The following is a 22,281-nucleotide window of genomic DNA, read 5'->3' as shown; positions in this document are numbered from 1 at the left end:
CATATTGCGCGGGCTCTGGCTACAGCGTGAATCATGCTCGCGTATCTCGCTTCGCTCTCCAGCCGCTACCCCGTGCTCGCCGATGTCAACTGGTGGCAGGGCATCTTGATTGCCCTCCTGGTGGTGGCGGTCATGGAGGTGGTGGCGATCCTGTCGCACAAATATGTGATGCACGGATTCCTGTGGGTCTTGCACAAATCCCACCATGAACCGCGCGTCGGCAAGTTCGAGCGCAACGACTGGTTCGGCGTGGCGGGCGCCGTTCCGTCGATGGTGCTGCTGATGATCGGCACCCATTATGGCCTGCACATGCTGACCGCGATCGGGACCGGCATCACCATGTATGGCGCCATCTATTTCTTCCTGCACGACATCCTGGTGCATCGCCGCATCAAGCATCGCTGGAACCCGCAATGGGGCTATATGAAGCGCGTGGTGCAGGCGCACCGGCTGCATCATGTGGTGGAGACCAAGCACGGCACCGTGAGCTTCGGCTTCATCTGGGCGCCGCCGATCCGCAAGCTGAAAGCACAATTGGAAGCCGATGGCCGCGGGCGGATCCGGGCGTCGGCGAAGATGAAAGCCGAGATGGGGATGATCGACAACGCCGAGCATTGGGCGCGGTAGCGGCGGCGCCCACTGTTGCACATTCCCCACCCCCGACCCCTCCCCTGAAGGGGAGGGGAGCAAAGGTTCTACTCAGGCATTGTCCACAGGCCCTCGCGCTCTGGCCCCGGCATCGGCCAGCGGCGCTTGCGGACCAGCATTTCACCGAGGGCGGCGGACACCGCGCGGGCTTTTTCGGCCTTGGTGGTCGATACGCGGTTTTCCAGGCCGGCAATTTCCAGCTTGCGCACCTTGCGGCCGATACCGCCATAGATGCGCGCTGCGGCCAGCACCGCCCAGGCGGCGCGGTTGCCCAGCGCCGACGTGCCGAAACGCGCGGATTCCTCATACTCCTCGGCCTTGAACACCAGCCGGGCGACCAGGCGCGACAATTGCCGGCGGTTGCGGGCGTAGGCGAAACTGTCTGGCTCCAGCCGCACGCTGGCCAGCCAATCATCGGGGATATAGCGGCGGCCGTTCATCGCGTCTTCCACCACATCACGGGCGATATTGTTGAGCTGAAACGCCATGCCCAGATCGCAGGCCCGCACCAGCACCGCACGCTCATCGGGCTTCACGCCCATCACGATGGCCATCATCACGCCGACACAGCCAGCGACATGATAGCAATAGGTTAGCGTATCATCGAAGGTGAGGAAGGGCCGGGCCTCCATATCGATGCGGAAGCCCTGGATCAGGTCGCGCGGGTAGCGCGGCGGCATCTGGGTTTCCTGCACGACGCGGGCCAGGGCTTCGTAGGGGGTGCCCGGCGCCGGATTGCCGGCCAGCGCGCGCTCGGTTTGCCAATGCACTTCGGCCAGGCGTTCGGCGGGCGGGCGGCGATCATCGTTGCGGCCTTCGCCCAGCACCTGGCCGTCGATCACATCATCGGTATGCCGGCACCAGGCATAGAGCAGCATGGCGCGATCGCGGGTCGGCGCGTCGAACAGGCGGCTGGCCAGTGCAAAGCTTTTCGATCCGCGGGCGATGGCGTCGCGGGCATTGGCAAGAACATCAGACACGGGTCACTTCCTGCCCGCATGGGCAACATGGCGCAAGCGGGGTAAATTGCGAACGCGCCCCTCCCCTTTGGGGAAGGGGTTGGGGGTGGGGAATGTTGTTGCGTGGGATGGCGCCTGGCGGCACGGCCCCACCCCCGGCCCCTCCCCTTAGCCGAAGGCGAGCGCAGCTCAACGGGAGGGGAGAAGGAATTCAGGCCGCCTTCTTCGCGAGCAGATCCTCGACCATCAATTTGCCAGTGGCCTTGGCACTGCCGACCACACCGGGGATGCCGGCGCCCGGATGCGTGCCGGCACCGACGAAATACAGGTTGGACAGCACATCATCGCGGTTGTGGGTGCGGAAATAGGCGGATTGCCACAGCACCGGTTCCAGGCTGAAGGCGCTGCCGTGGTGGGCGCCGAGCACGGTTTCGAAATCCTTGGGCGTCCAGGTGCGCATCGTCACCAGATCGCGGCGCAGATTGGGGATGCAGCGGCGTTCCAGCGCATCGAGGATGGCATCGGCATAGCGCGGCGCGGCCTTTTCCCAATCGATGTTCAGCTTGCCGAGATGCGGCACCGGGGACAGCACATAGAAGGCGCTGTGGCCGGCGGGCGCCATGTCCGGATCGGTCGCGGTCGGGTGGTGGAGATAGAGCGAGAAATCGTCGGGCAACTGGCCGCCCTTGTAGATCTCGTCCATCAGGGCCTTGTAGCGATGGCCGAACAGGATGGTGTGATGTTTCACATCCGGGCGTGTGCCCTTCAGGCCGAAATAGGTGACGAACAGCGACGGTGAGAAGCTGCGCCGCATCATCCTGGCGGCCATCGCGATACCGCGCGGATGACTGCCCAGCAATTCCCTGTAGGTGTTGACGACATCGCCGTTCGAACACACCGCATCAAACCGACCCGACCAGCCGTTGGCGCAGCGCACGCCGGTCACCCGGCCGCTGTCGGCCATGATCGCCTCCACCTTGCTGCCCATGCGCACCTGGCCGCCGATATCCTCGAACAGTTTCACCATGCCGCGCACCAGGGCGTGGGTGCCGCCGCGCGGGAACCAGACGCCCCATTTCTTCTCCAGCGCGTGGATCAAAGCATAGATACTGCTGGTCTTGAACGGATTGCCGCCCACCAGCAGCGTGTGAAAGCTGAAGGCCTGGCGCAGGCGATCATCCTCGATATGACGGGCGACCATCGCATAAACCGACCGGAAGGCTTCATAGCGCATCATCTGCGGCGCCGCCTTCAACATCGATCGGAAATCGAGGAAAGCCTCGTGGCCGAGCTTCAGATAGCCTTCGCGGAAGACATTGTCGGAAAATTCGAGGAACTTCTTGTAGCCGTCGACATCCTTGGGATTCAGCTTGTGGATTTCGGCGAACAGCGATTGCTCGTCGTTCGAATAGTCGAACACGGTGCCGTCTTCCCACAGCAGGCGATAGAAGGGCGCAACCGAGATCAGTTCGACATAATCGGACAATTTGCGGCCCGACAGCGCGAACAATTCTTCGAGGCAGGTCGGATCGGTGATCACCGTCGGGCCGGCGTCGAACTTGAAGCCATCCTCTTCGAACACATAGGCGCGGCCGCCGGGTTTATCGCGCGCTTCGATGAGGGTGGTCTGGATGCCGGCGGATTGCAGGCGAATGGCCAGGGCCAGGCCCCCGAAACCCGACCCGATCACGGCTGCAGTGCTCACTTGTACCCCAGCTCATATTTGACCAACGTGCCCAGTGCCCGCAGCGGCGGGATGGGCGGCCGGCCGGAAAACACCTTTGGCCAGTCCTTCCAGTGATTGTCGGCCGCATAAAGCCGGCCGACCAGATCATCCGGATGTTCGTAAAATCGTTCCAGGATCGTGCGCCGTTCCTCGTCCTGTGCGGCGAGGAACAACATGCGATTGAGGATGCGGTACATCCCCCGGCTGTTCCACACCCGGATCGCATGATCACGGGCAGCGCGGTGGACGGTCGCGGCATCGAAATCCGGCAAGGTCGCGATCAGATCGGCCATGCGCACGGCATCGGGGAAGCTGTAGCCGGTGACCGGATTGAACAAGCCGGCAGCCAGCCCGACGCGGGCGACGCCGGGCGTGCCTTCGTCCAGGAATTTCGCGATGTCGCCGCCGATGGCCAGCGGCAGGATGCCGGCCTCTTCGCGGATGACACGGTTGATGGTCCAGCCCTGCTGCACGGCATAATCGGCAATGTGGCGGCGCAGCAGTTCGGGCGCCAGATCGCGGCCGTCGGAGAAATAGGTATCCTCGATCAGGACATGGCGCGGCCCGAACGGCAGCGTGTAGACAAAGCGATAGCCATCCTGCTGCGGCACGGTGGCATCCATGATGATCGGGCCGGTCAGGCCATGATCTTCGGCCAGTTCCACCTCTTGCCCGAGGAATTTCTGCCACCTGAGATCGAGCGAATCGGTTTTCTTCTGGCCGCGGCCGTCGATCACGCCGCTGGCGGTGAGCACGCGCTGATCGGCGAGTGTGACGGCGGTCGGGCTGATTGCCACCACCGGCATGTTGGTGATGATGCGCTCCGGCGGCAGGACATCGGCGATGACGGCTGCCAGGCGATCGGAATTGCTGGTGCCATAACCGACCGCCAAGGTGCGGGCATGGCGCGGGAACCGCACCGAATAACAATCCCAGCGATGCGCAAACAGCGGATGCGTCCAGCGGCGCTGTTCCGCGTTGATATCGAGGCCGAACGACGACCAGGTATGATCACCGCCGATCGACGGCCCGGCCTCCACGATGGCCACGCGCACATCGGGCCGCAGCTGCGCCAGGCGCAGCGCAATCAGGCCATTAGCCAGGCCACCACCGGCCAGCACCAGATCAAATTCGGGCTTCACTTGCCTGCTGTTAGCCGGCATGGCGCGGCGGGGAAAGGGGCAGCGCGGCCGGGGCGCAATCCGTGACGCTTTGGCGCTGGGAACCGGTGCGCATTGCGCGGTGCCGCAGCTTTGCGTATCCCGGCTCCGCACGTGCGTCATGCACCAGGAGCGCGCCGATGAATGCCCCGGTATCGAACAGCGAGTTCGTCCCCGCCAATCTGCCCAATCCGGGCTTTGATGATCTGAAGCATATCCCCGGTATGGAGCGGGTGCGATTTCCGCTGTTCCGCACGCTGAAGTTCCTTGCCAATCCGCTGGGCGCCAGCCGCAGTCTGGTGGAGGCGCATGGCAGCGTGTTTCGCCGGCAGGATATCGGCCGCTGGGGCGTCAGCCTGATCGGCGCCGATGCCAATGAACTGGTGCTGTTCAATCGCGACAAGCTGTTTTCCAACGATCTGGGCTGGACGCCAATCCTGGAACTGCTGTTCCCGCGCGGCCTGATGCTGATGGATTTCGAAGAGCATCGCATCCACCGCAAGACGCTGACCGTCGCCTTCAAGACCGAGCCGATGCGCCATTATTTCGCGCAACTGGATGATGGCATCGCGCGTGGGCTGGCGACGTGGGCGCGCGGCACGTCGTTCAAATCCTATCCGGCGATCAAGGCGCTCACCCTCGATCTGGCCGCCACCAGCTTTCTGGGTGTGCCGTGGGGGCCGGAGGCGCAGCGCATCAACAAGGCATTTTGCGACATGGTGGCGGCATCGGTGGCGGTGATCCGCAAGCCGCTGCCGTTCACTGCAATGAAGCGCGGCGTCGATGGCCGGGCCTATATGTGTGACTATTTCGGGCGGGAAATCCCCAAGCGGCGCGGCAAGCAAGGCGATGATATCTTCACCCAGGTCTGCAACGCCACCAACGAGAATGGCGAACTGCTGACCAATCAGGAAATCATCGATCACATGAATTTCCTGATGATGGCGGCCCATGACACCACGACATCGTCGATCACCTCGATGCTGTGGTGCCTGGCCAAGCATCCCGAATGGCAGGACAAGCTGCGCGAAGAGATCGCCAGCATCCGCGCCCGCCACGGCGCGCTGAGCTATGACAATATCGGCGAGATGTTATTGACCGAGCAGGTGTTCAAGGAAGCGCTGCGGCTGATCCCGCCGGTGCCGTCGATGCCGCGCCGGGCGCTTAAGGAATTCACCTTCCAGAATCATGTCATCCCGGCCGGCACCCATATCGGGGTCAACCAGATGGTCAGCCACCGCATGCCCGAACATTGGCCGGACCCGGAGCGTTTCGATCCGACGCGGTTCAGCGCGGAAAACAGCCGCGGCCGCCACAAATATGCCTGGGTGCCATTCGGCGGTGGTGCGCACATGTGCCTGGGCCAGCATTTCGCCTATATGCAGGTGAAGATGTTCTTTTTCGCGCTGCTGGAAGGCCATCGCGTGATCGCCGACAAGCCGCTGGGCAGTGTCGAGAGCGATTTCACCATGTTCCCGATCCCCAAGCCCAAGGATGGCCTGCCCGTCCGCATCGAGACGATTTGATGGCGGCACGCACGCGGCGCAGTTGGGGCAAGCGTTTGCTGATCGGCCTGGCGGTGATCGCCGGGCTGCTGGCGCTGGCCTGGGCGGTGTTTGCCACGCCCGACATTCCGGCGGAAACGCTGAAGGCCAAATATGCCAACGCTGCCAGCCAATTCATCGAGCTGGAGCCGGGCACCACCATCCATATGCGCGACGAAGGCCCGCGCGATGGGTTCCCGGTGGTGCTGGTGCACGGCTCCAACGCCTCGCTGCACACCTGGGAGCCGTGGGCAGAGCGGCTGACGGCGCGCGGGTATCGGGTGATCACGCTCGACCTGCCAGCGCATGGCCTGACCGGCGCGACGCGGGAGGGGCTTTATACCAATGCGGCCTATGTCGCGGTGGTTGAAAAGCTCGTCGACCGGCTTGGCCTGCAGCGCTTCGTGCTGGGCGGCAACAGCATGGGCGGCGGCGTGTCGTGGCGCTATGCGGTGGCGCATCCGGACCGGCTGGCCGGGCTGATCCTGGTGGATGCCAGCGGCATGCCGCGGCCCAAGGGCAGCAAGCCGCCGATCGGTTTCAATCTGGCGCGGATTCCGGTGATCCGGGAAGTGATGGCGACCGTGACGCCGCGGGCGCTGATCGAAAGCAGTTTCAAGCAGTCGATCGCCAACCAGGCCATCGCCACGCCAGCGATGATCGACCGTTATTGGGAGTTGCTGCTGTTTCCTGGCAATCGCCGCGCCACCGTGCAGCGCTTTGGCCAATCCGGGCCGGACGACAATGCCGCCGCCAAGCTGAACACGCTGCGGGTGCCGACGCTGATCATCTGGGGCCGCGAGGACCGCTTCATCCCGCTGACGGTCGGCGCCTGGTTCAGCAAGGCCATTCCTGGATCACGCATCACCATCCTGGACGGCATCGGCCATATCCCGATGGAAGAAGCGCCCGATCGCAGCCTGGCGCCGGTGCTGGAATTGCTGGGCAAGGCCGCGCCTAACGCAGCTGAAAGTGGGTCGCAAAGCGCCTGAGCCAGGATTGCATGGCCAGCTGCGCCGTGTCGGACAGGGTGACGAAGCTGCGCCGGGCGTCGGCCATATCGATGCGCCGTTCCAGCAGCCCGGCTTCGGACAGGGCGCGGATCCAGCGCAGCGCCGTGGTGGTCGGCACGGCAGCCGCCACGCACAGGCTGGAGACCGGCACGTCGATCCCCTCCATGCGCGCTGCCATCAGATCGAGCAGCATGTCCCACGCCGGATCGGCAAAGATTTCCGCCGGGAAATGCCGGTCTCGGTCGCGGCGCAGGCGGATCAGCCGCCGCACCAGCGCCGCGCTGATCTGGATGCCGGGATCGGCGTCGGCGTTTTTCGCCAGATGCTCCAGCGCCTCGGCAATGCGGCGGGCGTCGGCCGACAAAGCGGCGATATGCTGGGCGGTGGCGGAAACCTCGGCCACGCCCAGCCGTTCGCCGGCGACCAGCAGATCGAGCGCGTTGACGTCGTCACCGGGCAGCAGCCAGCCGATGGCGCGATCCAGCAGACGCGGCGGCGGTGAGCCGGCGGTGTGCACCAACAGCGGCAGCGCCAGCCGATCCAGTTCATGGTCGGACAGCGGGCAATCGTCGCCCGCCAGCGCCAGATCGGCCGCCACCGCCAGCGGATCAGCGCCCGCCGGCACCAGCCGCCAACCGGCACCTGCTGTTGGCAAGCCCGGCGGCGGCACGCCTTCCAGCAGCAAGATGCGCGTTTCAATCATTCGCAATCCGTTCCGGTTCGATCTGCCAAAGCGGCATGTGCGCCCGCAATCATAGTGGTCGCATCCATTCTGGAAGAAAAGCCATTAAGCTTTATTGATACGCTTGTTGCTGCAAACAAGAGATTTCCAGAATAGCAACAGATGTTGATTTTGCGTTAAGGATTGCGACATGCGCGGTCAGTCCAGACAATCCACCAGTGCTGCAACCGATCGTGTGTTGCACCCCAATGAAGCCCAACTCGCAATATTGGTAGGCGTAAGCCCGGCGATCGCAGCCATTCGCGAAGAAATACGGATGATTGCGGATGCCGATGCTTCGGTGCTGATCACCGGGCCCTCGGGCAGCGGCAAGGATGTGGTGGCGCAAAAGCTCCACCAGAAAAGCCGCCGCGCCGCCCGACCGTTCGTGGCGATCAATTGTGCCGCCATTCCCGCCGAGTTGATGGAATCCGAATTGTTCGGCCATGAACAGGGCGCCTTCACCGGCGCCGTGAAGGCCCGCGCCGGCCGCTTTGAAACGGCGCACGGCGGCACCCTGTTTCTGGACGAAGTCGGCGACATGCCGGCCGCAATGCAGGCCAAGTTGCTGCGCACGCTGGAAACACGGGTGATCGAACGGGTGGGCGGCATGTTGCCGATCCTGGTCGATGTGCGGGTGGTGGCCGCGACCAGTGTCGATCTGCAGGCGGCCATTGCTGCTGGGCGGTTTCGTGCCGATCTTCTGTACCGGCTGGATGTGATCCACATCGACATGCCGCCCTTGCAGGACCGCCCGGAAGACGTGCCGTTGCTGGTCGAGCATTTCCTGGCGCAGCGTCAGCAGAATGTGCGCTTCACGCCGGCGGCGATGGCGGCGCTGGCGGCCTGGCCGTGGCCGGGCAATGTGCGCGAACTGCGCAATTTCGTCGAGCGTGCCAGCATCCACCACAGCGGCGGCATCATCGGCCGCGAGAGCCTGGGCCGGCTGCTGACCTCATCGCGGCGCCTGCCCGAACCGCGCGCCGTGGCGGTGGTCACGGTGGCCCCTGCCCCACAGGCGTTGCCCAGCGGCCTGGGGCCGGACGGCATTGATCTGCGGCAGGTGCTTGCCGATGTGGAATGCGCCTATATCCGCGAGGCGCTGGCGATCAGTGGCGGCACCATCGCCCGCACCGCCCGGCTGCTGGGGTTGCAGCGCACGACCCTCATCGAAAAGATGCGGCGCTTCGATATCGAGGCGCGGGCGACTTAGCGCTCCGCCCGGAACCAGCTATCCATCAGTTGATCGAGTTGGGCGCCGACGGCGCGCGATTGCGCCACGGCCGTGTCCATCGCCGCGAACTGGCGCGTCAGCAGCGTGCGCATTGTCTCCACCTGGATATCGACGCGTGCCAGATCGCGGGTGGCGGCATCGCGCTGGCGGACCAGGCCATCGCTGGCGGTGCCGGCAATCTGGGCAATGCTCTGCAGGCGATTGGGCCTGTCGGGGCGCGCCGTGCCGGTGAGTTCGCGCAGCAGGGCTTCGGCGTCGCCAAAGCGCGCTGCGGGCAGATTGGCCAGCCGCGCGGCATCGACATTGATGCCGCCATCGCGCGCCACGCTGACGCCAAGATCGGCAAGGCGCAGCCCGTTCGCTTCGGGGATCACCGCTGTCACCAGCCGGACGATCCGCTGATCGAGGAGGCGGGCGGTGGGATCGGTGGCGAGCGGGCCGGGGGCTTCGCCATCCTGCGACGGGCGGCGGAAATCGCCGATCAATTGCCGCATCGCCTGCAGCGTGCCGACGAAATCGGCAAGCGCGCCGGACAATGCCTGGCCGTCGCGCGCCGCGGTGATGGCAACGCCGCTGGCCGTGCGCCGCAGATTGAGCCGGGCGCCGGGGATCAGATCATCGATGCGGTTGGAACTGCGGGTGACGGCGACGCCATCGACCACGAGTTCGGCATCCTGCGCGGTTTCGCCATGCACCAGGGTTTCAGCGCCGGGCGTGTGGTTGAAGCGTTCGAGGCCCGGTGGACCGCCAGTTGGCGCGGCGCTGATGATGAAGGCGTTGTCGGCGCCTTCCTGCCCGCGCAGCACCAGCGTTGCGCTACCTTGGCTGGCGATGATGCTGGCGGTGATGCCGGCGCCGCTGGCGTTGATCGCGCTGGCCAGGCCGGACAGGCTGTTGTTGTCGGGGGTGATCGTGATGTTAACCGACGGCGCGGCGCCGGCGGCAAAGCTGAAGCTGCCTTCTCCATCGGGGGTGCGGCGGCCGGTGAGGATGGTCAGCGTCCCCTCCCCCACCGCGTCGCTGGCGCTGGTCAGGGCCGTGCTGGTCAGGCGCTGGCCAGTGGCGAGGCGGTTGACCGCGACGCCCGACGCCACGGCGCCGCTGGGGCCGGTGCCGATGCGCTCCACGCCGATCGCGCTGTCGCTGCTGGCAAGTTGCAGGCCGAGTTCGCCGGACCGCACCCGCGTGTCCAGCGAGTTGGCGATACCGTTCAGCGCCGAGCGCAACTGGCCGAGCGCGGAAATACGCGCATTCAGCGTGTCGAGCTTGCGGGTGATCGGTTCGCTGCGCGACGAGCGTTCGACGCCGACGAGGCCATCGATCAGCGCGCGGCTGTCCAGTCCGGAGCCGGCGTTGAGCGCAGTAAGGGCGTTGGTGGCCATCGTGCGTCCTACAACGGCAGCGGCGCGCCGGCCTTGCGCGGCCGGCCATGTTCATCGAAATCCAGGGTCGGCGGCACGAACACGTCGGGCGTGGCTTCGGTTTCGGGATCATCGAAGCGCATGACGAAGGCCAATATGGTGGCCACCGCCGGGAAGAGTTCGGGCCGCACCATCTGGCCGCGCTTGGCGGACCAGAACAGCGCGCGGGCCAATCTGGGCGTGCGGATGATCGGCACGCCGGCGCTGCGGGCGGCAGCGATCAGGGCGTGGGCCATATCGAGCCGGCCTTTCTCGACCACCACCGGCGCTTCATCGACGCCGGCGCGGTAACGCAGCGCCACCGCGAAGTGGACGGGGTTGACGACGACCACCGCAGCCTCCGCGACCCCTTTTTGCATCCGCCCCTGCGCGGCGGCCATCTGGGCGCGGCGCACGGCGGCCTTCAGTTCGGGCGCGCCGTCATTTTCGCGGGATTCGCGCTTCACCTCCTCGCGGGTCATCAGCAATTTCTGCTCGCGCTGCCACCAGGCAAAGCCGGCGTCGGCCAGCGCCACCACGATCATCAACAGCGTTGCCGCCAGCGCCAGCCGCAGCAGCGCAGCGCCGATGGCCGGCAGGCCGCCTTCCTCGATGGCGGCCAGCATCGGCAGTTGCGGCGCCAGCAGCGCCCAGGCCAGCACGGCCATGCCGCCCAGTTTCAGCAGCGCCGTGGCGGCGCCCTGCAAGCCCTGCCAGCCGAAGATGCGTTTCAGGCCCTGCAGCGGCGACAGGCGCGCGAATTTCGGTGCCGCCAGTTTCGCCGCCACGTGGCGCGTGGTCGCCATGGCCAAGCCGAAGCCCGTCACCGCCACGGCCGCGAACAGCGCCAGCGGCCACAGCAGCGGCAGTCGGCGCAGCAGGGCGGCGACATTGCCGCTGGCGGCATCGCTGAGGCTGTCGGCCAGAAAGCCCGCCAGATCCGCCCACAGCGCCGGGCCAGCCAGCGCCAGGAACAGGCTGGCCACCGCCAGGCTGCCGGCGGCGCCGACTTCCTTGGGCGCGAAGACATTGCCGTCCTCCAGCGCCTTTTCGCGGCGGCGTGGGGTGGGCTTTTCGGTCTTGTCGCCGGCCATCAGAGCAGGCCCAATCCGCTGGCCAAGGCTTGGCTAAGCCGCCCGAGCAGATGATCGACCAGCAGCGGCAACAGCAGCACGAACGCCACCAGCAGCGCCGCCGGCCCCACCGCCATCGCCGACAATTGTGGTGCGGCGCGGCTGGCGATCGCCACCAGCCCTTGCGCCAGCAACATCACCGCCAGCAGCGGCAGCGCCACCTTCAGCCCCCACAGGAACATCAGGCCGCCATGCGCCGCCACCCCGCCCAGGCCCATGTCGGCGACGGGTTGCCCCACGCCAGTGGCCAGCGCCAGGAACAGATCGAGATGCATGTCCCCCACCAGCAGTGCCACCCAGGCCAGCGTGGTGAACAGGCCCGACAGCGCGCCGGCATTGCCGCCCATCGGGCCCAGATTGGCAAAGCCCAGGCCCACCATCTGCGCCAGCATTTCACCGGCCAGCGTCGCCGCGCCGAACGCCAGCGCCAGCCCCAAGCCCGCCACCAGTCCGGCCAATATTTCACCCGGGATCATCAGGCCCGACAGCAACGGCGCGCCGGGGCGAAAGCCGCCGAACAGCGCGCACGCCGCCACCAGCGCCAGCCGCGCCCGCCACGGCAGCGATGCACCGGCCAGCGGCGGCAGCAGCGCCACGCAGGCCAGCGGGCGCACAGCAGCCAGCGTGAACTGCACGAACCACGGCACCGCATCGAAGACCGGCAGCGTGAAATTCACCTGATGGCTCCGACCATGTCGATCAGGCCGTGGGTGAGGAAATCGGCGAGCGCCAGCATGGTGGCTTCGCCGGCGATGATGATCACCAGCACCAGCGCCGCCAGCTTGGGCAGGAAGCTGATGCTGCTTTCCTGCACCGAAAAAATCGTCTGGATGAGGCCGACCAGCACCGCGACCACCAGCAGCGGCACCAGGAACAAGGCGGCGCTGCCAGCGAACAGCAGCACGGCCTCGCGCGCCAGATCGGCGAGCATCACATCATCCGGTTGGGGTGCGATGCCGTTCATGTGCCGAAGCTCTTGGCGAGCGCGCCCAATACCAGGGTCCAGCCATCGACCATCACGAACAGCGCGATCTTCACCGGCAAGGATACAGTGGCCGGCGAGACCATCATCATGCCCATCGCCAGCAGGATCGAGGCGACGATCAGATCGATGACCAGGAACGGCAGATAGATGACGAGGCCGATTTCGAGCGCGGTTTTCAGCTCGCTGGCGACGAAGGCCGGCATCACCACCACCAGCGGGATATCAGCGGCGTTCGCATATGGCCCGCCGCCGGCGATTTCGGCGAAGCGGGTGATGTCCTGCTTGCGGGTCTGGGTGAGCATGAAGCCCTTCAGCTCGGCGCCGGCACGGGCGAGGGCCTGTTCGGCCGGCAGGCTGCCCGCCACCATCGGCGCCCAGGCGCCATCGTAAATCCGGTCAAGCTGCGGCTTCATTACAAACAGGGTGAGCAGCAGCGCGGTGCCGACCAGCAACTGGTTGGGCGGGCTCTGCCCCAGCCCCAGCGCCTGGCGCAGTATGGCAAGCACGATGGCGATGCGGGTGAAGGCGGTCATCATCAGCAGCGCGGCCGGCAGCAGCGTGAGCGCCGACATCAGCAGCAGGATCTGCAAAGACGCCGACAGCGGCGGCAGGTTCAGCACCTCGTTCACGGCGTCGGCTCTTCACCCAGCGTCGCCAGGCCAGCGCGCGACTGGCCGATCAGCAGGCGGCGGCCGCCGAACTCCACCACCAGCAGCCGCGCGCCGGGGCCGATCTGCAGCGCCTGTACGACCTGGGCATGGCGGGCAGGAAACGACAAATTGGCGGCGCGGCGTTTCAGCCCGCCGAACCAGTCGGCGGCGAGCGCAAGTGCGGTCACAGCCCGCTGCCCGGCAGCACTTCGGTCAGCCGCACGCCGAACTTGTCGCCCACCGAGACAATCTCGCCGCGCGCCACCAGCCGATCGGAAATCAGCACATCCACCGGCTGATCGACACGGCGATCGAGCACATGCACCTGGCCCGGCGCCAGCCCAAGCACATCGGCGAGTTTCAGGCGGATGCCGCCAACCTCGATGGCCAGCCGCACGCTGATGGCACCGAACGCCCCCAATCGGGCGACATCGGCGGGGGCTTCGGTGGGCTGGCCGTGCAGATTGCCGGGATCGATGCTCATGCGCGTTCTCCTGTCGGATTGAGATCGAGGGACGTGATGCTGGCCTGCTGGCGGCCATCGGGCAGCGGCGACAGTGCGGCGAAGGCGACGCGGTGATCACCGAGCAGCACCGGCATGTCGGGGCAGATGTTGAAGCCGACCACCAGGCCCGGCTGCAGCGGCAGCAGCCGGCTGAGCGGCACCACCTCATCGGCCAGCCGTACGCAAAGGCGCAGCGGCAGATCGAAGGCGGCAGCACCCAATGCGCGCGGCGGCACCAGCGGCACCGGTTCGGCCGGCGCCGGCAAGCGGATGCTGCCGACCACGCTGCCACCATCGGCCAGCGACACGATCACATCGACCACCAGCGCCGGACGCCGACTGCCGGCCGGCCACAAACGGTGCGCGACCGGCAGCAGCGCTTCGCCGATCTGGCGGGCATGGCGCGCGGTGGTGATGCCGGTCAGGTGCGGCAGAGCGCGGCCCGGATCGCCGCCCAGCCGGATGGTGGCGAGCAGACCGCCCAGATCCAGCGCCACATCGGGCGCGCCGGGCGGGATGCCGCGACCGGGGTGCACGGCAACGCGCAGGCCCAGCATATTGGCAAGTTCCGCCTCCAGCGCCAGCAGCAGCGGCTCAAACGGCGTGTCGTCGCCGTCGTCGCGCGGCGCCTGCGCCGATCGTGGCCGCCAATCATCGACAAACATGTCCGGCGTCGGCGCTTCGGTGCGGATCAGCAATTGGCTCATTGCACGACCAGCGAGGTGAAGAAGACTTCTTCAACGATGCCGGGCTGGCCCTTGGCCTTCAGGGCGGCGTTGATCACGTCTTTCAGGCGGGCGCGCAGCGCGTCCTTGGCCTGGACAGTCTCGATATCGGCGTCGCGCACTTCGCCCAAGGCGGCCAGCACGGCCGAAATGACGGCCGGCTTGTGCTTGGCGATTTCGGCCACGGCGTCTTCACCGCCGAAGGTGGAGATCGACAATTTGACCTGCAGATAGCGCCCCGAATCGGCGAGGTTGCTGGTGAAGGCATTGTCGATCTCGACATATTCCAGCGGCCCGGCGGGCAAGGCAGCGACCTCGGCATGGCCGGCGGGTGCGTGGCCGGCATTGCCACCGGCAAACTGCAACACGGCAATCGCTGCGCCGGCACCGCCAGCGCCGGCCCCGGCCACGAAGGCCAACACGGGCACGACTATGCCCATCAGGTTGCGCTTGGGCTTGGCGGGCTTGTCAGGCTTGGCATCGGCCATGGTCGGATCCTTCAGGCAAAACGGTCAGGGGCTGGGAGGGTGCGGCGGCTGCGGCGGGCGGGTTCCGGCGGCTGCGGCGACTGGCCATGCTGCTGCTGGCTGCCGCTGCCGTTGTGGCCGGGCGGGTGCTGGCTGCCAGTGCTGGCAAAGCTGCCGCCCGCTTCGGCGGCGAGATCGGCGCGCTGGCCGTTGATGGCATAGCTGGCCAGCGCGACGCCGGCGGCGGCGAGATCCTGCACCAGCCGCGGCGCTTCGCTGGCCAGGATCGGCGCGGCTGTGGGCGCGGCGGACAGGGTGACCTCCAGCCGATCGAGACTGCCCGACAGGGAGACGCGCACATCGCCCAGCCGATCCGACACGATGGCGAGCGTGGGTTCGGGCAAGGGCGCTGCGGGCGGCAGGGCCGGGGCTGACGGCGGCGGCGGCGTGACGGGGGCGGCGGCGGGGGCGGGGGCGGCGGCGGGCGCTGCCGGGCTGGCCGGGGCGGGCGGCGGCGCAGTTGTGGACTGCGGGGTATCCAACGCTGGCATCGCGGCGGGCGGGGCCAGCGCTTCGACGTCAATGGGTTCTGGCCTTGCCGGGTGCAGCGGCTGGCGGTCGGCAAGCGGCCGGCTGGGCACGGCGCGCAGCGGTGTCGTCCGCTCGGCCACCGGCGCTGGAGCAGGCAGCGGCGGGGTGGGAATGGCGGCCGCCAGCGCGGGTGTTTGCGGCGCCGGCTGTGGTTGCGGGGCCGGCGGGGGGGCTTCCAGCGCCGGCTGTACTTGTTGCGCCGGCAAGGGTGCTGGCTGGGCCGGTGGTGTTTGCTGGGCTGGTGGTGTTTGCTGGGCCGGTGGTGTTTGCTGGGCCGGTGGTGTTTGCTGGGCTGGCAGGAGTGCCGGCTCCGTCGATGATGCTCGCTGCGCCGGCTGTGGTTGCTGCGCCGGCAAAAGCGCTGGCTGCGTCGGCCAGGGTGCTGCCGCCACGGGCGGGGGCGCTTGCTGCGCAGGCGGAGCAAGCGGGGCAGCCGCCTCTGGCTGGACTGGCGGCGCAGGCTGAGATGGCATGGGCATCGCTGGCGCGGACGATGCTGAGCGGAGGCTGACCACAGGGGGCGCGGCGGAGATCACGGGCGGTGGTGAGGGCCGGTCTGGCGGCGCGGTTGGCCCGGCTGTTGCGACCGGCGGCGGGACAGACTGCCCGGCGGCCGGAAGCGCCGGTGCCATCGTGGCGCGCAGCCGGGCGATGCGGGCGGGCAGTGGCCAATCGGCGGGTGCGGCCGCCGGGTCATGATGGGTGGCCCGTGGCCCTGCGGCGGGCGGCAGCACCGGGCCGGGCGCAACCAGTGCAGCGGGCGCGGCGGGAAGCGGCGTGGGTCGGGCTGGTGGCGCTGGGTGCGGTATCGCATCAGCATCCGCCGGCGGCGGCGCAAAGGCCGGGGCGGCCGCAACCCGGATCTGGGCGGCTGGCGCTGCGGGTGCAGCCGGCGTCATGGGGCCAGGCGCCACGGCCGGCACGCTGGCCTGCCACCCGCGCGGTCTGACGGCCGTATCGCCTTGCGCTGCCGAAAGCCCATGGGCGACGGGGCGATGCGCGACGGGGCTTGCGCCGGCAATCTTTTGTGCAGGCAACGTTGCTTCAGGACGGGTTGGCCACAGCTTCGGCGCTGTGCTGCCAGGCGCGCCATCCTGCTGCGCCGCTGGCGAGACCATTGGCGATGCTGCCGACGTCGCCAGCGGGGCCATCACGACGGAGGCTTGCACGGCCTCGATCGCCGATACTGGCAATGATCGTGCTGGCGTTGGTCGTGGCGTTGCGGTTGCGCGCGTGCCTGCGGCGGCAGCCGGCAGCATTGGCGGCAGCACCGGCAGCATGGGCGGTCGCGCCGGATCGGACGACAGGGCGGCCATGCGGCTTGCCGACGGCCGGATGGTGGCCGCGGGCGCACCGGCTTGCGCCGATGTCTGCAGCGGTATCGGATCATCGCCGGCTGGCGCGGTGTCGTGGGCCGGGGCGGGCAGATTGGCCAGTTCGGGGACCAGGATCAGCGCCCAGGGGTGCGGCAGCACGACCAGCGCGGCGTCGACTGCCTCGCCATCGGGTTCGAAGACTACGGCCTGTTCCGGCGACGATGGCTGCGCTGATGGTGTGGCTGCCAGGACGCTGGCGAAATCCTGGGCGGGCGGTGGCGCGACGGCGGGCGCTGCAGCCAGGATCGGCAGGTCAAGGGCCGGCGCCACGACGGGCAAGGCCAGCGGCGGCGTGCCGTCAACGCTGGTTGGCGGCGTCAGGATCGGCAGCGCGCCGGGCAGCAGCGGCTGCGTGGGTCCCAGGTTCAGCATGATCCCTCCTGTTCGGCGCGGCGGGCGATGGCGGCATCGACGGCGGCGCGGGCGGCGGCCAATTGCCGGCCGGCGTCGTCGCGGATGGCGGCGGAGCGGTCGCGGCGCAGCGCGACATCGGCGGCGATATCCTGCAACTGGCCATCGATGCGGGCGCGTGCCGAGCGGGCAGCGGCAGCGAGCACACCATCGGCCTGCCCGCCAACCAGCCCGCGCACACGGTCCAGCAGCGCAGCATCGGCCGCCGCCTGCCCTTGCGCCCGCGCCAGATCGGCCAGCGCCAGGCGTTCACGAATGCGGCGGACGCGGATCAGGCGATCGATGGCGCTCATGGTGCCACCAGTTCGATCAGGGTGGCGATGCTGTCTTGCCAGTCGGTCGCCACATCGCGGGCCTGCATCATGAATGCCGCCAGCGCCGGTTGCAGCGCCAGCGCCATGTCCAGCTCCGGATCGGCGCCGGGGGCATAGGCACCCATCAGCACCAGATCGCGATTTTCCTCGGCCAGCGCCACCATGCGGCGGAAGCTGCGCGCGGCGGCTTCGTGCGGGGGCGCGGCGATATCGATCATCACCCGGCTGGCGCTGTTGACCAGATCGATGGCCGGGAACTGCCCGCGCCCGGCCAGGCGCCGCGACAGCAGCACATGGCCATCCATCACGCCGCGTGCGGCATCGACCACCGGATCGGCACGGTCATCGCTTTCGGCGAGCACGGTCGCCACCAGCGTGATGGCGCCGCCGCTGGCCCGATCCCCGCCGGCGCGCTCGGCGAGATCGGCGATCAGTTGCAGCGACGATGGCGGAAAGCCGCGCGCGCCGGCCGGCTCGCCGCGCGCCAGCGCCACTTCGCGCGCGCCGTGGACGACCCGCGAAAGGCTGTCGAGGATGAGCAGCACCTGTTGCCCCTGGCTGCGGAACCATTCGGCGATGGCAAAGGCCCGCTGCGCGCCGCGCACCCGGCACAGCATCGCGTCCGACGCTGGCACCGCGATGGTGACGGTGCGGTGGCGGGCCGGGCCATTGAGTTCGGTTTCGATGAAGTCGCTGATTTCGCGGCTGCGTTCGCCGATCAGCGCGACCACCACGACATCGGCCTGTGCCCAACGCGTGATCTGGCCGAGCAGCACCGATTTGCCCACACCCGTCCCGGCCATGATGCCGATGCGCTGGCCCTGGCCGAAGCTGAGCAGTGCATCGAGCGCGCGGACACCGGTGGGCAGCGGCTGCGTGACGCGGGCGCGGGCGTGCGGCGGCAGCGGCTTCGGGCTGGCCGGCACCAGCGCGGTGGTGACGGGCAGGCCCAACCCGTCGAGCGGCTGGCCCAACCCATCGATCACCCGGCCGAGCAGCGCAGCGCCGACCGGGATGGCGCTGCCATGGGGATCGGGCAGCACCAACGTGCCAGGCGTGATGCCGGCCAGCGGCGCCAGGCCCATCAGCAGCGCGCGGCCATCGCGGAAGCCGATGATTTCGGCCGCAGCCCCTGCGGCGCCCACCGTCACGCGGCTGCCGATGGCGCCGTGGATGCCCAGCGCTTCGATGATGGCGCCATCGGCGGCGACCACGACGCCGCCGCGCCGTACGGTCAGATCGGGCAGGCGGAAGCCGTTGATCATGGCAGCGAGGGCCGCAGTTGCCGGGCCGGGCCGGGGGTGCCGCGCGGTCATGGCAGCACCGCAATGATGCGCGCCAGCCGCTCGGCGAGGCCGGCTTCGATGCGATAATCCGGGCCAGCCACGGCGACATGGCCAGGCGGCAGCGCGGGGTCGGGGCGCGTGATGAGGCCGGGCGGCAGATCGGCGTTGATCAACGCCAGCGTGTCAGGGTGGGCGGTCAAGGTGGGCAAGGCCGATTCGGCAACTTCGGCGAGTGCAGCCGCGACCAGCGGGGCCAATGCGCGGCGGCCAGCGGTGAGTTCGGCCATCAGCACGGTTTGCGCGACGGCCTGCACCAGCCCGATCAGCAACGGCCGCAGCGCCTCCTCATCGATAGCGCAGGCGGCGCGGGCCGCATCGGCTGCTACGGTTAGCGCGCTTTTCAGCGGGGCCAATGCCGCTTCGGCGGCGGCCCTGCCCTGCGCTTCGCCGGCGGTGCGTCCGGCGGCCTCACCTTCGGCGCGCGCTTCGGTGAGCAGCGCTGCAAGATCGATGGCCGGTTCCGGCGCCGGTTCGGGTTCCGGCGGCGGGTTGAGGCTGGCCAGCAGGCGCGCCAGCCCGGCAGCGGGTGCCGGTGCCCCAAGCAGGGCAGACATGCGGGGATCGTGCACGCTCACAGCATCGCCTCCCCGGCGGTGGGCAGGGTCAGCGCGCCGCTGTCGCCGAGCCGGCGCACGGTGCGGCAGATGTCACGCTGCGCCGCATCGACTTCGCTGCGCTTCATCGGGCCGCGATCGGCCAGTTCGTCCTGCAATTGCGACGCGGCGCGTTTCGACATGGCGCCGAAAATCTGATCCTTCAGCAACGCGCTGGCGCCCTTGATCGCGACGGCAAGCTGGCCGGGATCGACCTCGCGCAGCACCAGTTGCATGTCCTTCTGCGACAGGCCGAGCAGATCTTCGAAAATGAACTGCTGGCTTTCCAGTTCGGCGGCGAGATCGGCGTTGACGCTCATCAGCGCCTCCAGCAGCGCACCGCGACCGCGGGCCTTCTTGATGACGGCGGCGGTGAATTCGGTGCCGGCGAGCGTCGCCTGGTCGCGGTTGGTGCCAACGCCGCGCAATTTGGCTTCCAGATCGGCCTCCAGCGCGGCCAGATCCTGGATGTTGACCGGTTGCAGCGTCGCCAGCCGCGCCGCCACTTCGGGCTGGAGATCTTCGGGCAGGCCATCCAGCGTCGCCGCCGCGCGCTCTTCGGGCAGATGCGCCAGCACCACGGCGATGGCCTGGGGATGTTCATCGGCGATCAGCTTGGCCAACGCCGGCCCATCCACCCAATCGAGTACGGCAAAGCGCCGGCCGGCCGCCGGTGGCCCGATGCGTTCGATGATGGTTTCGGCGCGCGGCGTACCCAGCGCCTTGCCCAGCCGCTGGCGTACCTGGCGGCCCTGGCTGTCGAGCGCGGTCACCTGCGCGGTGCGCGCCAGAAATTCATCGAGCACGGCATCTATGGCGTCCGGCGCGATTTCGGCGACGGTCAGCATCGCTTCGCCGACCTGCTGGACCTCGGCCGGGGTCATGCCCGACAGCATTTCGGCGGCCTGGGTTTCCGCCAGCACCAGCAGCAGGATGGCGCATTTCTGCGCACCGGTCAGATGCGCGGCGGGATCGGGTTTGGCGGCGGGCAGCGCGCTCATGCGGCCTCCGCTTCCGGTTCTTCTGGTTCAGTGGCGGCTGGTTCAGGCTGCGGGCGATTGTCGGCGAGCAGCATCTGCCGCGCCACGGCCATCGCGCGGTCGCGATCGCCCGTCACCAGATCGCGGGCCTGGCCCAGCTTGTCCTGATAATCCAGCGCCTGCGGGGCGGCGCGTTTCAGCTCACCGCCGTCCAGCGGCGCGCCGTCCGCGCCGACCGCAAGCGGCGACGGGCCGAGCCCGGCAACTTCGGCGAGGCCGCCCAGCCCGATGGCGCCGAGCATGTTGCCCAGCGTGCTGCCCGCGGCCGCTGCAGCCGCGCCGGCGTCTCCGGCGGCTGCCGCAGCGGCAAGAGCTGCCGCCTTGGCCTTGCGGCGGCCGCGCCACATCAGGAAGCCGACCAGCAGCAGCAACAGCACGCCGCCAGCCAACGCCGCCCACGGGCCATAATCCTGCACCGCCGGCGCCTGATACCAGGCCTTGGGCGTCTCATCCTCGATCGCGAAGGCACGCATCTGCACCTCCACCAGATCACCGCGCGCCGCGTCATAGCCCATGGCGCCGCGCACCAGCCGCTGGATATTGGCGATGTCCTTTGTCGCTGTCTTGCCGAGCGCCGCACTGTCGACCAGCACCGCCACGCTCAGCCGCTTGACGCGCGGTGCGCCGGCCCGCGTTACCGACACATCCTTGCCGATTTCCCACATGCGGGCCGCGGTTTCGGCGGTCACGGTGGGCGGCGCGGCCGCAGCGGCAGCGGGCGGCGGCGGGTTGCCGGTTACCTGCGCGGCTTGCGGCACCGTGTTGGTCAGCGCGCCGGGGATGCCGACGGCCGGCGGCGGCGTGCCCTCCATGTTGCGGCTGGTCTGTTCGGTCTTGACGGTGCCCTGCGGCTGGTAGCGTTCGCTGGCGGCTTCGTTCTGCGAGAAATCCACATCGGCCGCGACTTCGGCGGTGAAGCGGCCGGGGCCCAGCATCGGGGTGAGCAATTTCACCAGCCGTTCGCGCACCAGGCCTTCCAGCCGCTGCTGATAGGCGAGTTGCTGGCCATCGCCCGACACGCCGGCCGACAGAAGCGTACCGGATTGATCGACCACGCTCACCCGATCGCCGGCAAGGCCCGGCACCGAGGTGGCGACCAGCCAAATGACGGCGCGCACCTGCGCTTCGGACAGGCTGCGGCCCGGTGCCAGCGTGACGAACACGCTGGCCGATGGCGCGGCGCGGTCGCGGATGAACACCGACGGTTCGGGGGTGGCGACATGGACGCGGGCGGCCTTCACGCCATCGATGGCTTCGACCGACAGCGCCAGTTCGCGTTCCAGCGCGGCCTTCAGGCGGGCGGCCTCGACCGAACGCGATGCGCCGAGCGGCATGTTGTCCAGCCCGGCACCGGTGGCGGCGCTGGATTTGGGCAGGCCCTGGCCGGCCAGCAGGATGCGGGCGCGGGCGACATCGCCGGCCGCAACCTCGACAGTGCCGGTGTCGCTGTTGACCCGGTAATCGAAATTGGCGGCGGCCAGCGCCTCGGTAACGGCGGCGGCATCGGCTTCGGACAGGCCGGGCCACAGCGGCCGCCATTCCGGCGTGCGCAGCGCCATCACGGCGAGCGCCAGCGCCGCCAGCACGGCAATGACGATCAAGGCCGGGCGCGCCTGCACCACCGCCGGGTTGCCGGCCAGCCCGCGCAGGCGATCCGCCATCGGCGCCGGTGCCGCGGCAGGCACAGCGGTATCAACGGAGAGGACGGCAGCGTCGCTCATGGTTCAGGCAATCCCAACC

General features: G+C 68.4%; 23 protein-coding genes. 4 read left to right on the top strand and 19 right to left on the bottom strand.

Translation table 11 applies throughout. The features are described from left to right. The first annotated feature begins 33 nt into the window (after positions 1 to 33). Complete coding sequence (locus tag ACTIEZ_RS09045; protein WP_439546346.1) at positions 34 to 627, top strand: sterol desaturase family protein; 594 nt, start codon at positions 34 to 36, stop codon at positions 625 to 627. Between the two features lie 68 nt (positions 628 to 695). Here the strand turns inward: ACTIEZ_RS09045 and ACTIEZ_RS09040 are convergent, their stop codons facing one another. The 3 genes from ACTIEZ_RS09040 to crtY form a co-directional block, all read right to left on the bottom strand. Beyond that, the gene (locus ACTIEZ_RS09040; RefSeq protein ID WP_439546345.1) at positions 696 to 1,628 is read right to left on the bottom strand and encodes a phytoene/squalene synthase family protein; all 933 of its coding nucleotides are present in this window, start codon (positions 1,626 to 1,628) and stop codon (positions 696 to 698) included. Positions 1,629 to 1,818: 190 nt separating this feature from the next. After that, positions 1,819 to 3,312 carry a phytoene desaturase gene (locus ACTIEZ_RS09035; protein WP_439546344.1) on the bottom strand — a complete coding sequence of 498 codons (1,494 nt, stop codon included), beginning with the start codon at positions 3,310 to 3,312 and terminating at the stop codon, positions 1,819 to 1,821. Then, entirely contained in the window at positions 3,309 to 4,475 is a 1,167-nt protein-coding gene (gene crtY, locus ACTIEZ_RS09030) for a lycopene beta-cyclase CrtY (protein ID WP_439546343.1), read from the bottom strand. The genes ACTIEZ_RS09035 and crtY overlap by 4 nt, the downstream gene beginning before the upstream one ends. 158 nt (positions 4,476 to 4,633) lie before the next feature. Here crtY and ACTIEZ_RS09025 point away from each other — a divergent pair, with 158 nt between their 5' ends. Next, positions 4,634 to 6,019, top strand: a complete 1,386-nt coding sequence (locus ACTIEZ_RS09025) for a cytochrome P450 (protein WP_439546342.1) — start codon at positions 4,634 to 4,636, stop codon at positions 6,017 to 6,019. Further along, entirely contained in the window at positions 6,019 to 7,029 is a 1,011-nt protein-coding gene (locus ACTIEZ_RS09020) for an alpha/beta fold hydrolase (protein WP_439546341.1), read from the top strand. Before ACTIEZ_RS09025 ends, ACTIEZ_RS09020 begins: the two co-directional genes overlap by 1 nt. Here the strand turns inward: ACTIEZ_RS09020 and ACTIEZ_RS09015 are convergent. After that, complete coding sequence (locus ACTIEZ_RS09015) at positions 6,995 to 7,753, bottom strand: hypothetical protein (protein WP_439546340.1); 759 nt, start codon at positions 7,751 to 7,753, stop codon at positions 6,995 to 6,997. The two genes, ACTIEZ_RS09020 and ACTIEZ_RS09015, sit on opposite strands and share 35 nt — an antisense overlap. A 169-nt stretch (positions 7,754 to 7,922) precedes the next feature. On the opposite strand from ACTIEZ_RS09015, the gene ACTIEZ_RS09010 reads away from it, so the two are divergent. Continuing rightward, positions 7,923 to 8,984 carry a sigma-54 interaction domain-containing protein gene (locus ACTIEZ_RS09010; protein WP_439546339.1) on the top strand — a complete coding sequence of 354 codons (1,062 nt, stop codon included), beginning with the start codon at positions 7,923 to 7,925 and terminating at the stop codon, positions 8,982 to 8,984. Here the strand turns inward: ACTIEZ_RS09010 and fliD are convergent. Genes fliD through fliF form a run of 15 tightly spaced genes read right to left on the bottom strand, consistent with a single transcriptional unit; the run spans position 8,981 to position 22,262 of the window. Then, complete coding sequence (gene fliD / locus ACTIEZ_RS09005) at positions 8,981 to 10,387, bottom strand: flagellar filament capping protein FliD (RefSeq protein WP_439546338.1); 1,407 nt, start codon at positions 10,385 to 10,387, stop codon at positions 8,981 to 8,983. The two genes, ACTIEZ_RS09010 and fliD, sit on opposite strands and share 4 nt — an antisense overlap. Before the next feature lie 8 nt (positions 10,388 to 10,395). Continuing rightward, positions 10,396 to 11,499, bottom strand: coding sequence for an EscU/YscU/HrcU family type III secretion system export apparatus switch protein (locus ACTIEZ_RS09000; protein WP_439546337.1), 1,104 nt, complete (start codon positions 11,497 to 11,499; stop codon positions 10,396 to 10,398). Further along, positions 11,499 to 12,215 (bottom strand): flagellar biosynthetic protein FliR, encoded by a 717-nt coding sequence (locus ACTIEZ_RS08995; protein ID WP_439546336.1) that lies wholly within the window; start codon positions 12,213 to 12,215, stop codon positions 11,499 to 11,501. The genes ACTIEZ_RS09000 and ACTIEZ_RS08995 overlap by 1 nt, the downstream gene beginning before the upstream one ends. Further along, entirely contained in the window at positions 12,212 to 12,502 is a 291-nt protein-coding gene (locus ACTIEZ_RS08990) for a flagellar biosynthetic protein FliQ (RefSeq protein ID WP_439546335.1), read from the bottom strand. The genes ACTIEZ_RS08995 and ACTIEZ_RS08990 overlap by 4 nt, the downstream gene beginning before the upstream one ends. Next, on the bottom strand, positions 12,499 to 13,152 hold the full coding sequence (gene fliP / locus ACTIEZ_RS08985) for a flagellar type III secretion system pore protein FliP (RefSeq protein WP_439546334.1): 654 nt from the start codon (positions 13,150 to 13,152) through the stop codon (positions 12,499 to 12,501). The genes ACTIEZ_RS08990 and fliP overlap by 4 nt, the downstream gene beginning before the upstream one ends. Then, positions 13,149 to 13,361: a flagellar biosynthetic protein FliO gene (locus ACTIEZ_RS08980; RefSeq protein ID WP_439546333.1), complete on the bottom strand. Its 213-nt coding sequence runs from the start codon at positions 13,359 to 13,361 to the stop codon at positions 13,149 to 13,151. Before ACTIEZ_RS08980 ends, fliP begins: the two co-directional genes overlap by 4 nt. Beyond that, positions 13,358 to 13,657 (bottom strand): FliM/FliN family flagellar motor switch protein, encoded by a 300-nt coding sequence (locus ACTIEZ_RS08975; protein ID WP_439546332.1) that lies wholly within the window; start codon positions 13,655 to 13,657, stop codon positions 13,358 to 13,360. The genes ACTIEZ_RS08980 and ACTIEZ_RS08975 overlap by 4 nt, the downstream gene beginning before the upstream one ends. Continuing rightward, complete coding sequence (locus tag ACTIEZ_RS08970; RefSeq protein WP_439546331.1) at positions 13,654 to 14,385, bottom strand: hypothetical protein; 732 nt, start codon at positions 14,383 to 14,385, stop codon at positions 13,654 to 13,656. The genes ACTIEZ_RS08975 and ACTIEZ_RS08970 overlap by 4 nt, the downstream gene beginning before the upstream one ends. Continuing rightward, positions 14,382 to 14,891, bottom strand: a complete 510-nt coding sequence (locus ACTIEZ_RS08965; RefSeq protein WP_439546330.1) for a flagellar basal body-associated FliL family protein — start codon at positions 14,889 to 14,891, stop codon at positions 14,382 to 14,384. The genes ACTIEZ_RS08970 and ACTIEZ_RS08965 overlap by 4 nt, the downstream gene beginning before the upstream one ends. An 11-nt stretch (positions 14,892 to 14,902) precedes the next feature. Next, positions 14,903 to 17,209: a hypothetical protein gene (locus ACTIEZ_RS08960; protein WP_439546329.1), complete on the bottom strand. Its 2,307-nt coding sequence runs from the start codon at positions 17,207 to 17,209 to the stop codon at positions 14,903 to 14,905. After that, positions 17,203 to 17,541: a hypothetical protein gene (locus ACTIEZ_RS08955; protein ID WP_439546328.1), complete on the bottom strand. Its 339-nt coding sequence runs from the start codon at positions 17,539 to 17,541 to the stop codon at positions 17,203 to 17,205. The genes ACTIEZ_RS08960 and ACTIEZ_RS08955 overlap by 7 nt, the downstream gene beginning before the upstream one ends. Further along, positions 17,538 to 18,878: a FliI/YscN family ATPase gene (locus tag ACTIEZ_RS08950; protein WP_439546327.1), complete on the bottom strand. Its 1,341-nt coding sequence runs from the start codon at positions 18,876 to 18,878 to the stop codon at positions 17,538 to 17,540. Before ACTIEZ_RS08950 ends, ACTIEZ_RS08955 begins: the two co-directional genes overlap by 4 nt. Beyond that, positions 18,875 to 19,462: a FliH/SctL family protein gene (locus ACTIEZ_RS08945; protein ID WP_439546326.1), complete on the bottom strand. Its 588-nt coding sequence runs from the start codon at positions 19,460 to 19,462 to the stop codon at positions 18,875 to 18,877. The genes ACTIEZ_RS08950 and ACTIEZ_RS08945 overlap by 4 nt, the downstream gene beginning before the upstream one ends. Positions 19,463 to 19,479: 17 nt before the next feature. After that, a complete protein-coding gene (locus ACTIEZ_RS08940; protein ID WP_439546325.1) occupies positions 19,480 to 20,502 on the bottom strand; it encodes a flagellar motor switch protein FliG in 1,023 nt (340 codons plus the stop codon). Next, positions 20,499 to 22,262, bottom strand: a complete 1,764-nt coding sequence (gene fliF / locus ACTIEZ_RS08935; protein WP_439546324.1) for a flagellar basal-body MS-ring/collar protein FliF — start codon at positions 22,260 to 22,262, stop codon at positions 20,499 to 20,501. The genes ACTIEZ_RS08940 and fliF overlap by 4 nt, the downstream gene beginning before the upstream one ends. Positions 22,263 to 22,281 lie beyond the last annotated feature (19 nt).

The sequence above is a fragment of the Sandarakinorhabdus sp. genome, from assembly GCF_051860625.1.
Taxonomy (GTDB): Bacteria; Pseudomonadota; Alphaproteobacteria; order Sphingomonadales; family Sphingomonadaceae; genus Sandarakinorhabdus.
Note: the sequence above shows the minus strand (reverse complement) of the source record. Positions and strands in the feature narration are given on the sequence as shown.

What these genes read in the sequence shown, in the direction of transcription:
- ACTIEZ_RS08950 (WP_439546327.1), bottom strand. Translation starts at nt 18,878, where the DNA reads ATGACCGCGCGGCACCCCCGGCCCGGCCCGGCAACTGCGGCCCTCGCT.
- ACTIEZ_RS09010 (WP_439546339.1), top strand. Translation starts at nt 7,923, where the DNA reads ATGCGCGGTCAGTCCAGACAATCCACCAGTGCTGCAACCGATCGTGTG.
- ACTIEZ_RS08970 (WP_439546331.1), bottom strand. Translation starts at nt 14,385, where the DNA reads ATGAGCCAATTGCTGATCCGCACCGAAGCGCCGACGCCGGACATGTTT.
- ACTIEZ_RS09025 (WP_439546342.1), top strand. Translation starts at nt 4,634, where the DNA reads ATGAATGCCCCGGTATCGAACAGCGAGTTCGTCCCCGCCAATCTGCCC.
- fliD (WP_439546338.1), bottom strand. Translation starts at nt 10,387, where the DNA reads ATGGCCACCAACGCCCTTACTGCGCTCAACGCCGGCTCCGGACTGGAC.
- ACTIEZ_RS09020 (WP_439546341.1), top strand. Translation starts at nt 6,019, where the DNA reads ATGGCGGCACGCACGCGGCGCAGTTGGGGCAAGCGTTTGCTGATCGGC.
- ACTIEZ_RS08990 (WP_439546335.1), bottom strand. Translation starts at nt 12,502, where the DNA reads ATGAACGGCATCGCACCCCAACCGGATGATGTGATGCTCGCCGATCTG.
- ACTIEZ_RS08960 (WP_439546329.1), bottom strand. Translation starts at nt 17,209, where the DNA reads ATGCTGAACCTGGGACCCACGCAGCCGCTGCTGCCCGGCGCGCTGCCG.
- ACTIEZ_RS08965 (WP_439546330.1), bottom strand. Translation starts at nt 14,891, where the DNA reads ATGGCCGATGCCAAGCCTGACAAGCCCGCCAAGCCCAAGCGCAACCTG.
- ACTIEZ_RS08940 (WP_439546325.1), bottom strand. Translation starts at nt 20,502, where the DNA reads ATGAGCGCGCTGCCCGCCGCCAAACCCGATCCCGCCGCGCATCTGACC.
- ACTIEZ_RS08945 (WP_439546326.1), bottom strand. Translation starts at nt 19,462, where the DNA reads ATGTCTGCCCTGCTTGGGGCACCGGCACCCGCTGCCGGGCTGGCGCGC.
- ACTIEZ_RS09045 (WP_439546346.1), top strand. Translation starts at nt 34, where the DNA reads ATGCTCGCGTATCTCGCTTCGCTCTCCAGCCGCTACCCCGTGCTCGCC.
- ACTIEZ_RS09015 (WP_439546340.1), bottom strand. Translation starts at nt 7,753, where the DNA reads ATGATTGAAACGCGCATCTTGCTGCTGGAAGGCGTGCCGCCGCCGGGC.
- fliF (WP_439546324.1), bottom strand. Translation starts at nt 22,262, where the DNA reads ATGAGCGACGCTGCCGTCCTCTCCGTTGATACCGCTGTGCCTGCCGCG.
- ACTIEZ_RS09000 (WP_439546337.1), bottom strand. Translation starts at nt 11,499, where the DNA reads ATGGCCGGCGACAAGACCGAAAAGCCCACCCCACGCCGCCGCGAAAAG.
- ACTIEZ_RS08975 (WP_439546332.1), bottom strand. Translation starts at nt 13,657, where the DNA reads ATGAGCATCGATCCCGGCAATCTGCACGGCCAGCCCACCGAAGCCCCC.
- ACTIEZ_RS08955 (WP_439546328.1), bottom strand. Translation starts at nt 17,541, where the DNA reads ATGAGCGCCATCGATCGCCTGATCCGCGTCCGCCGCATTCGTGAACGC.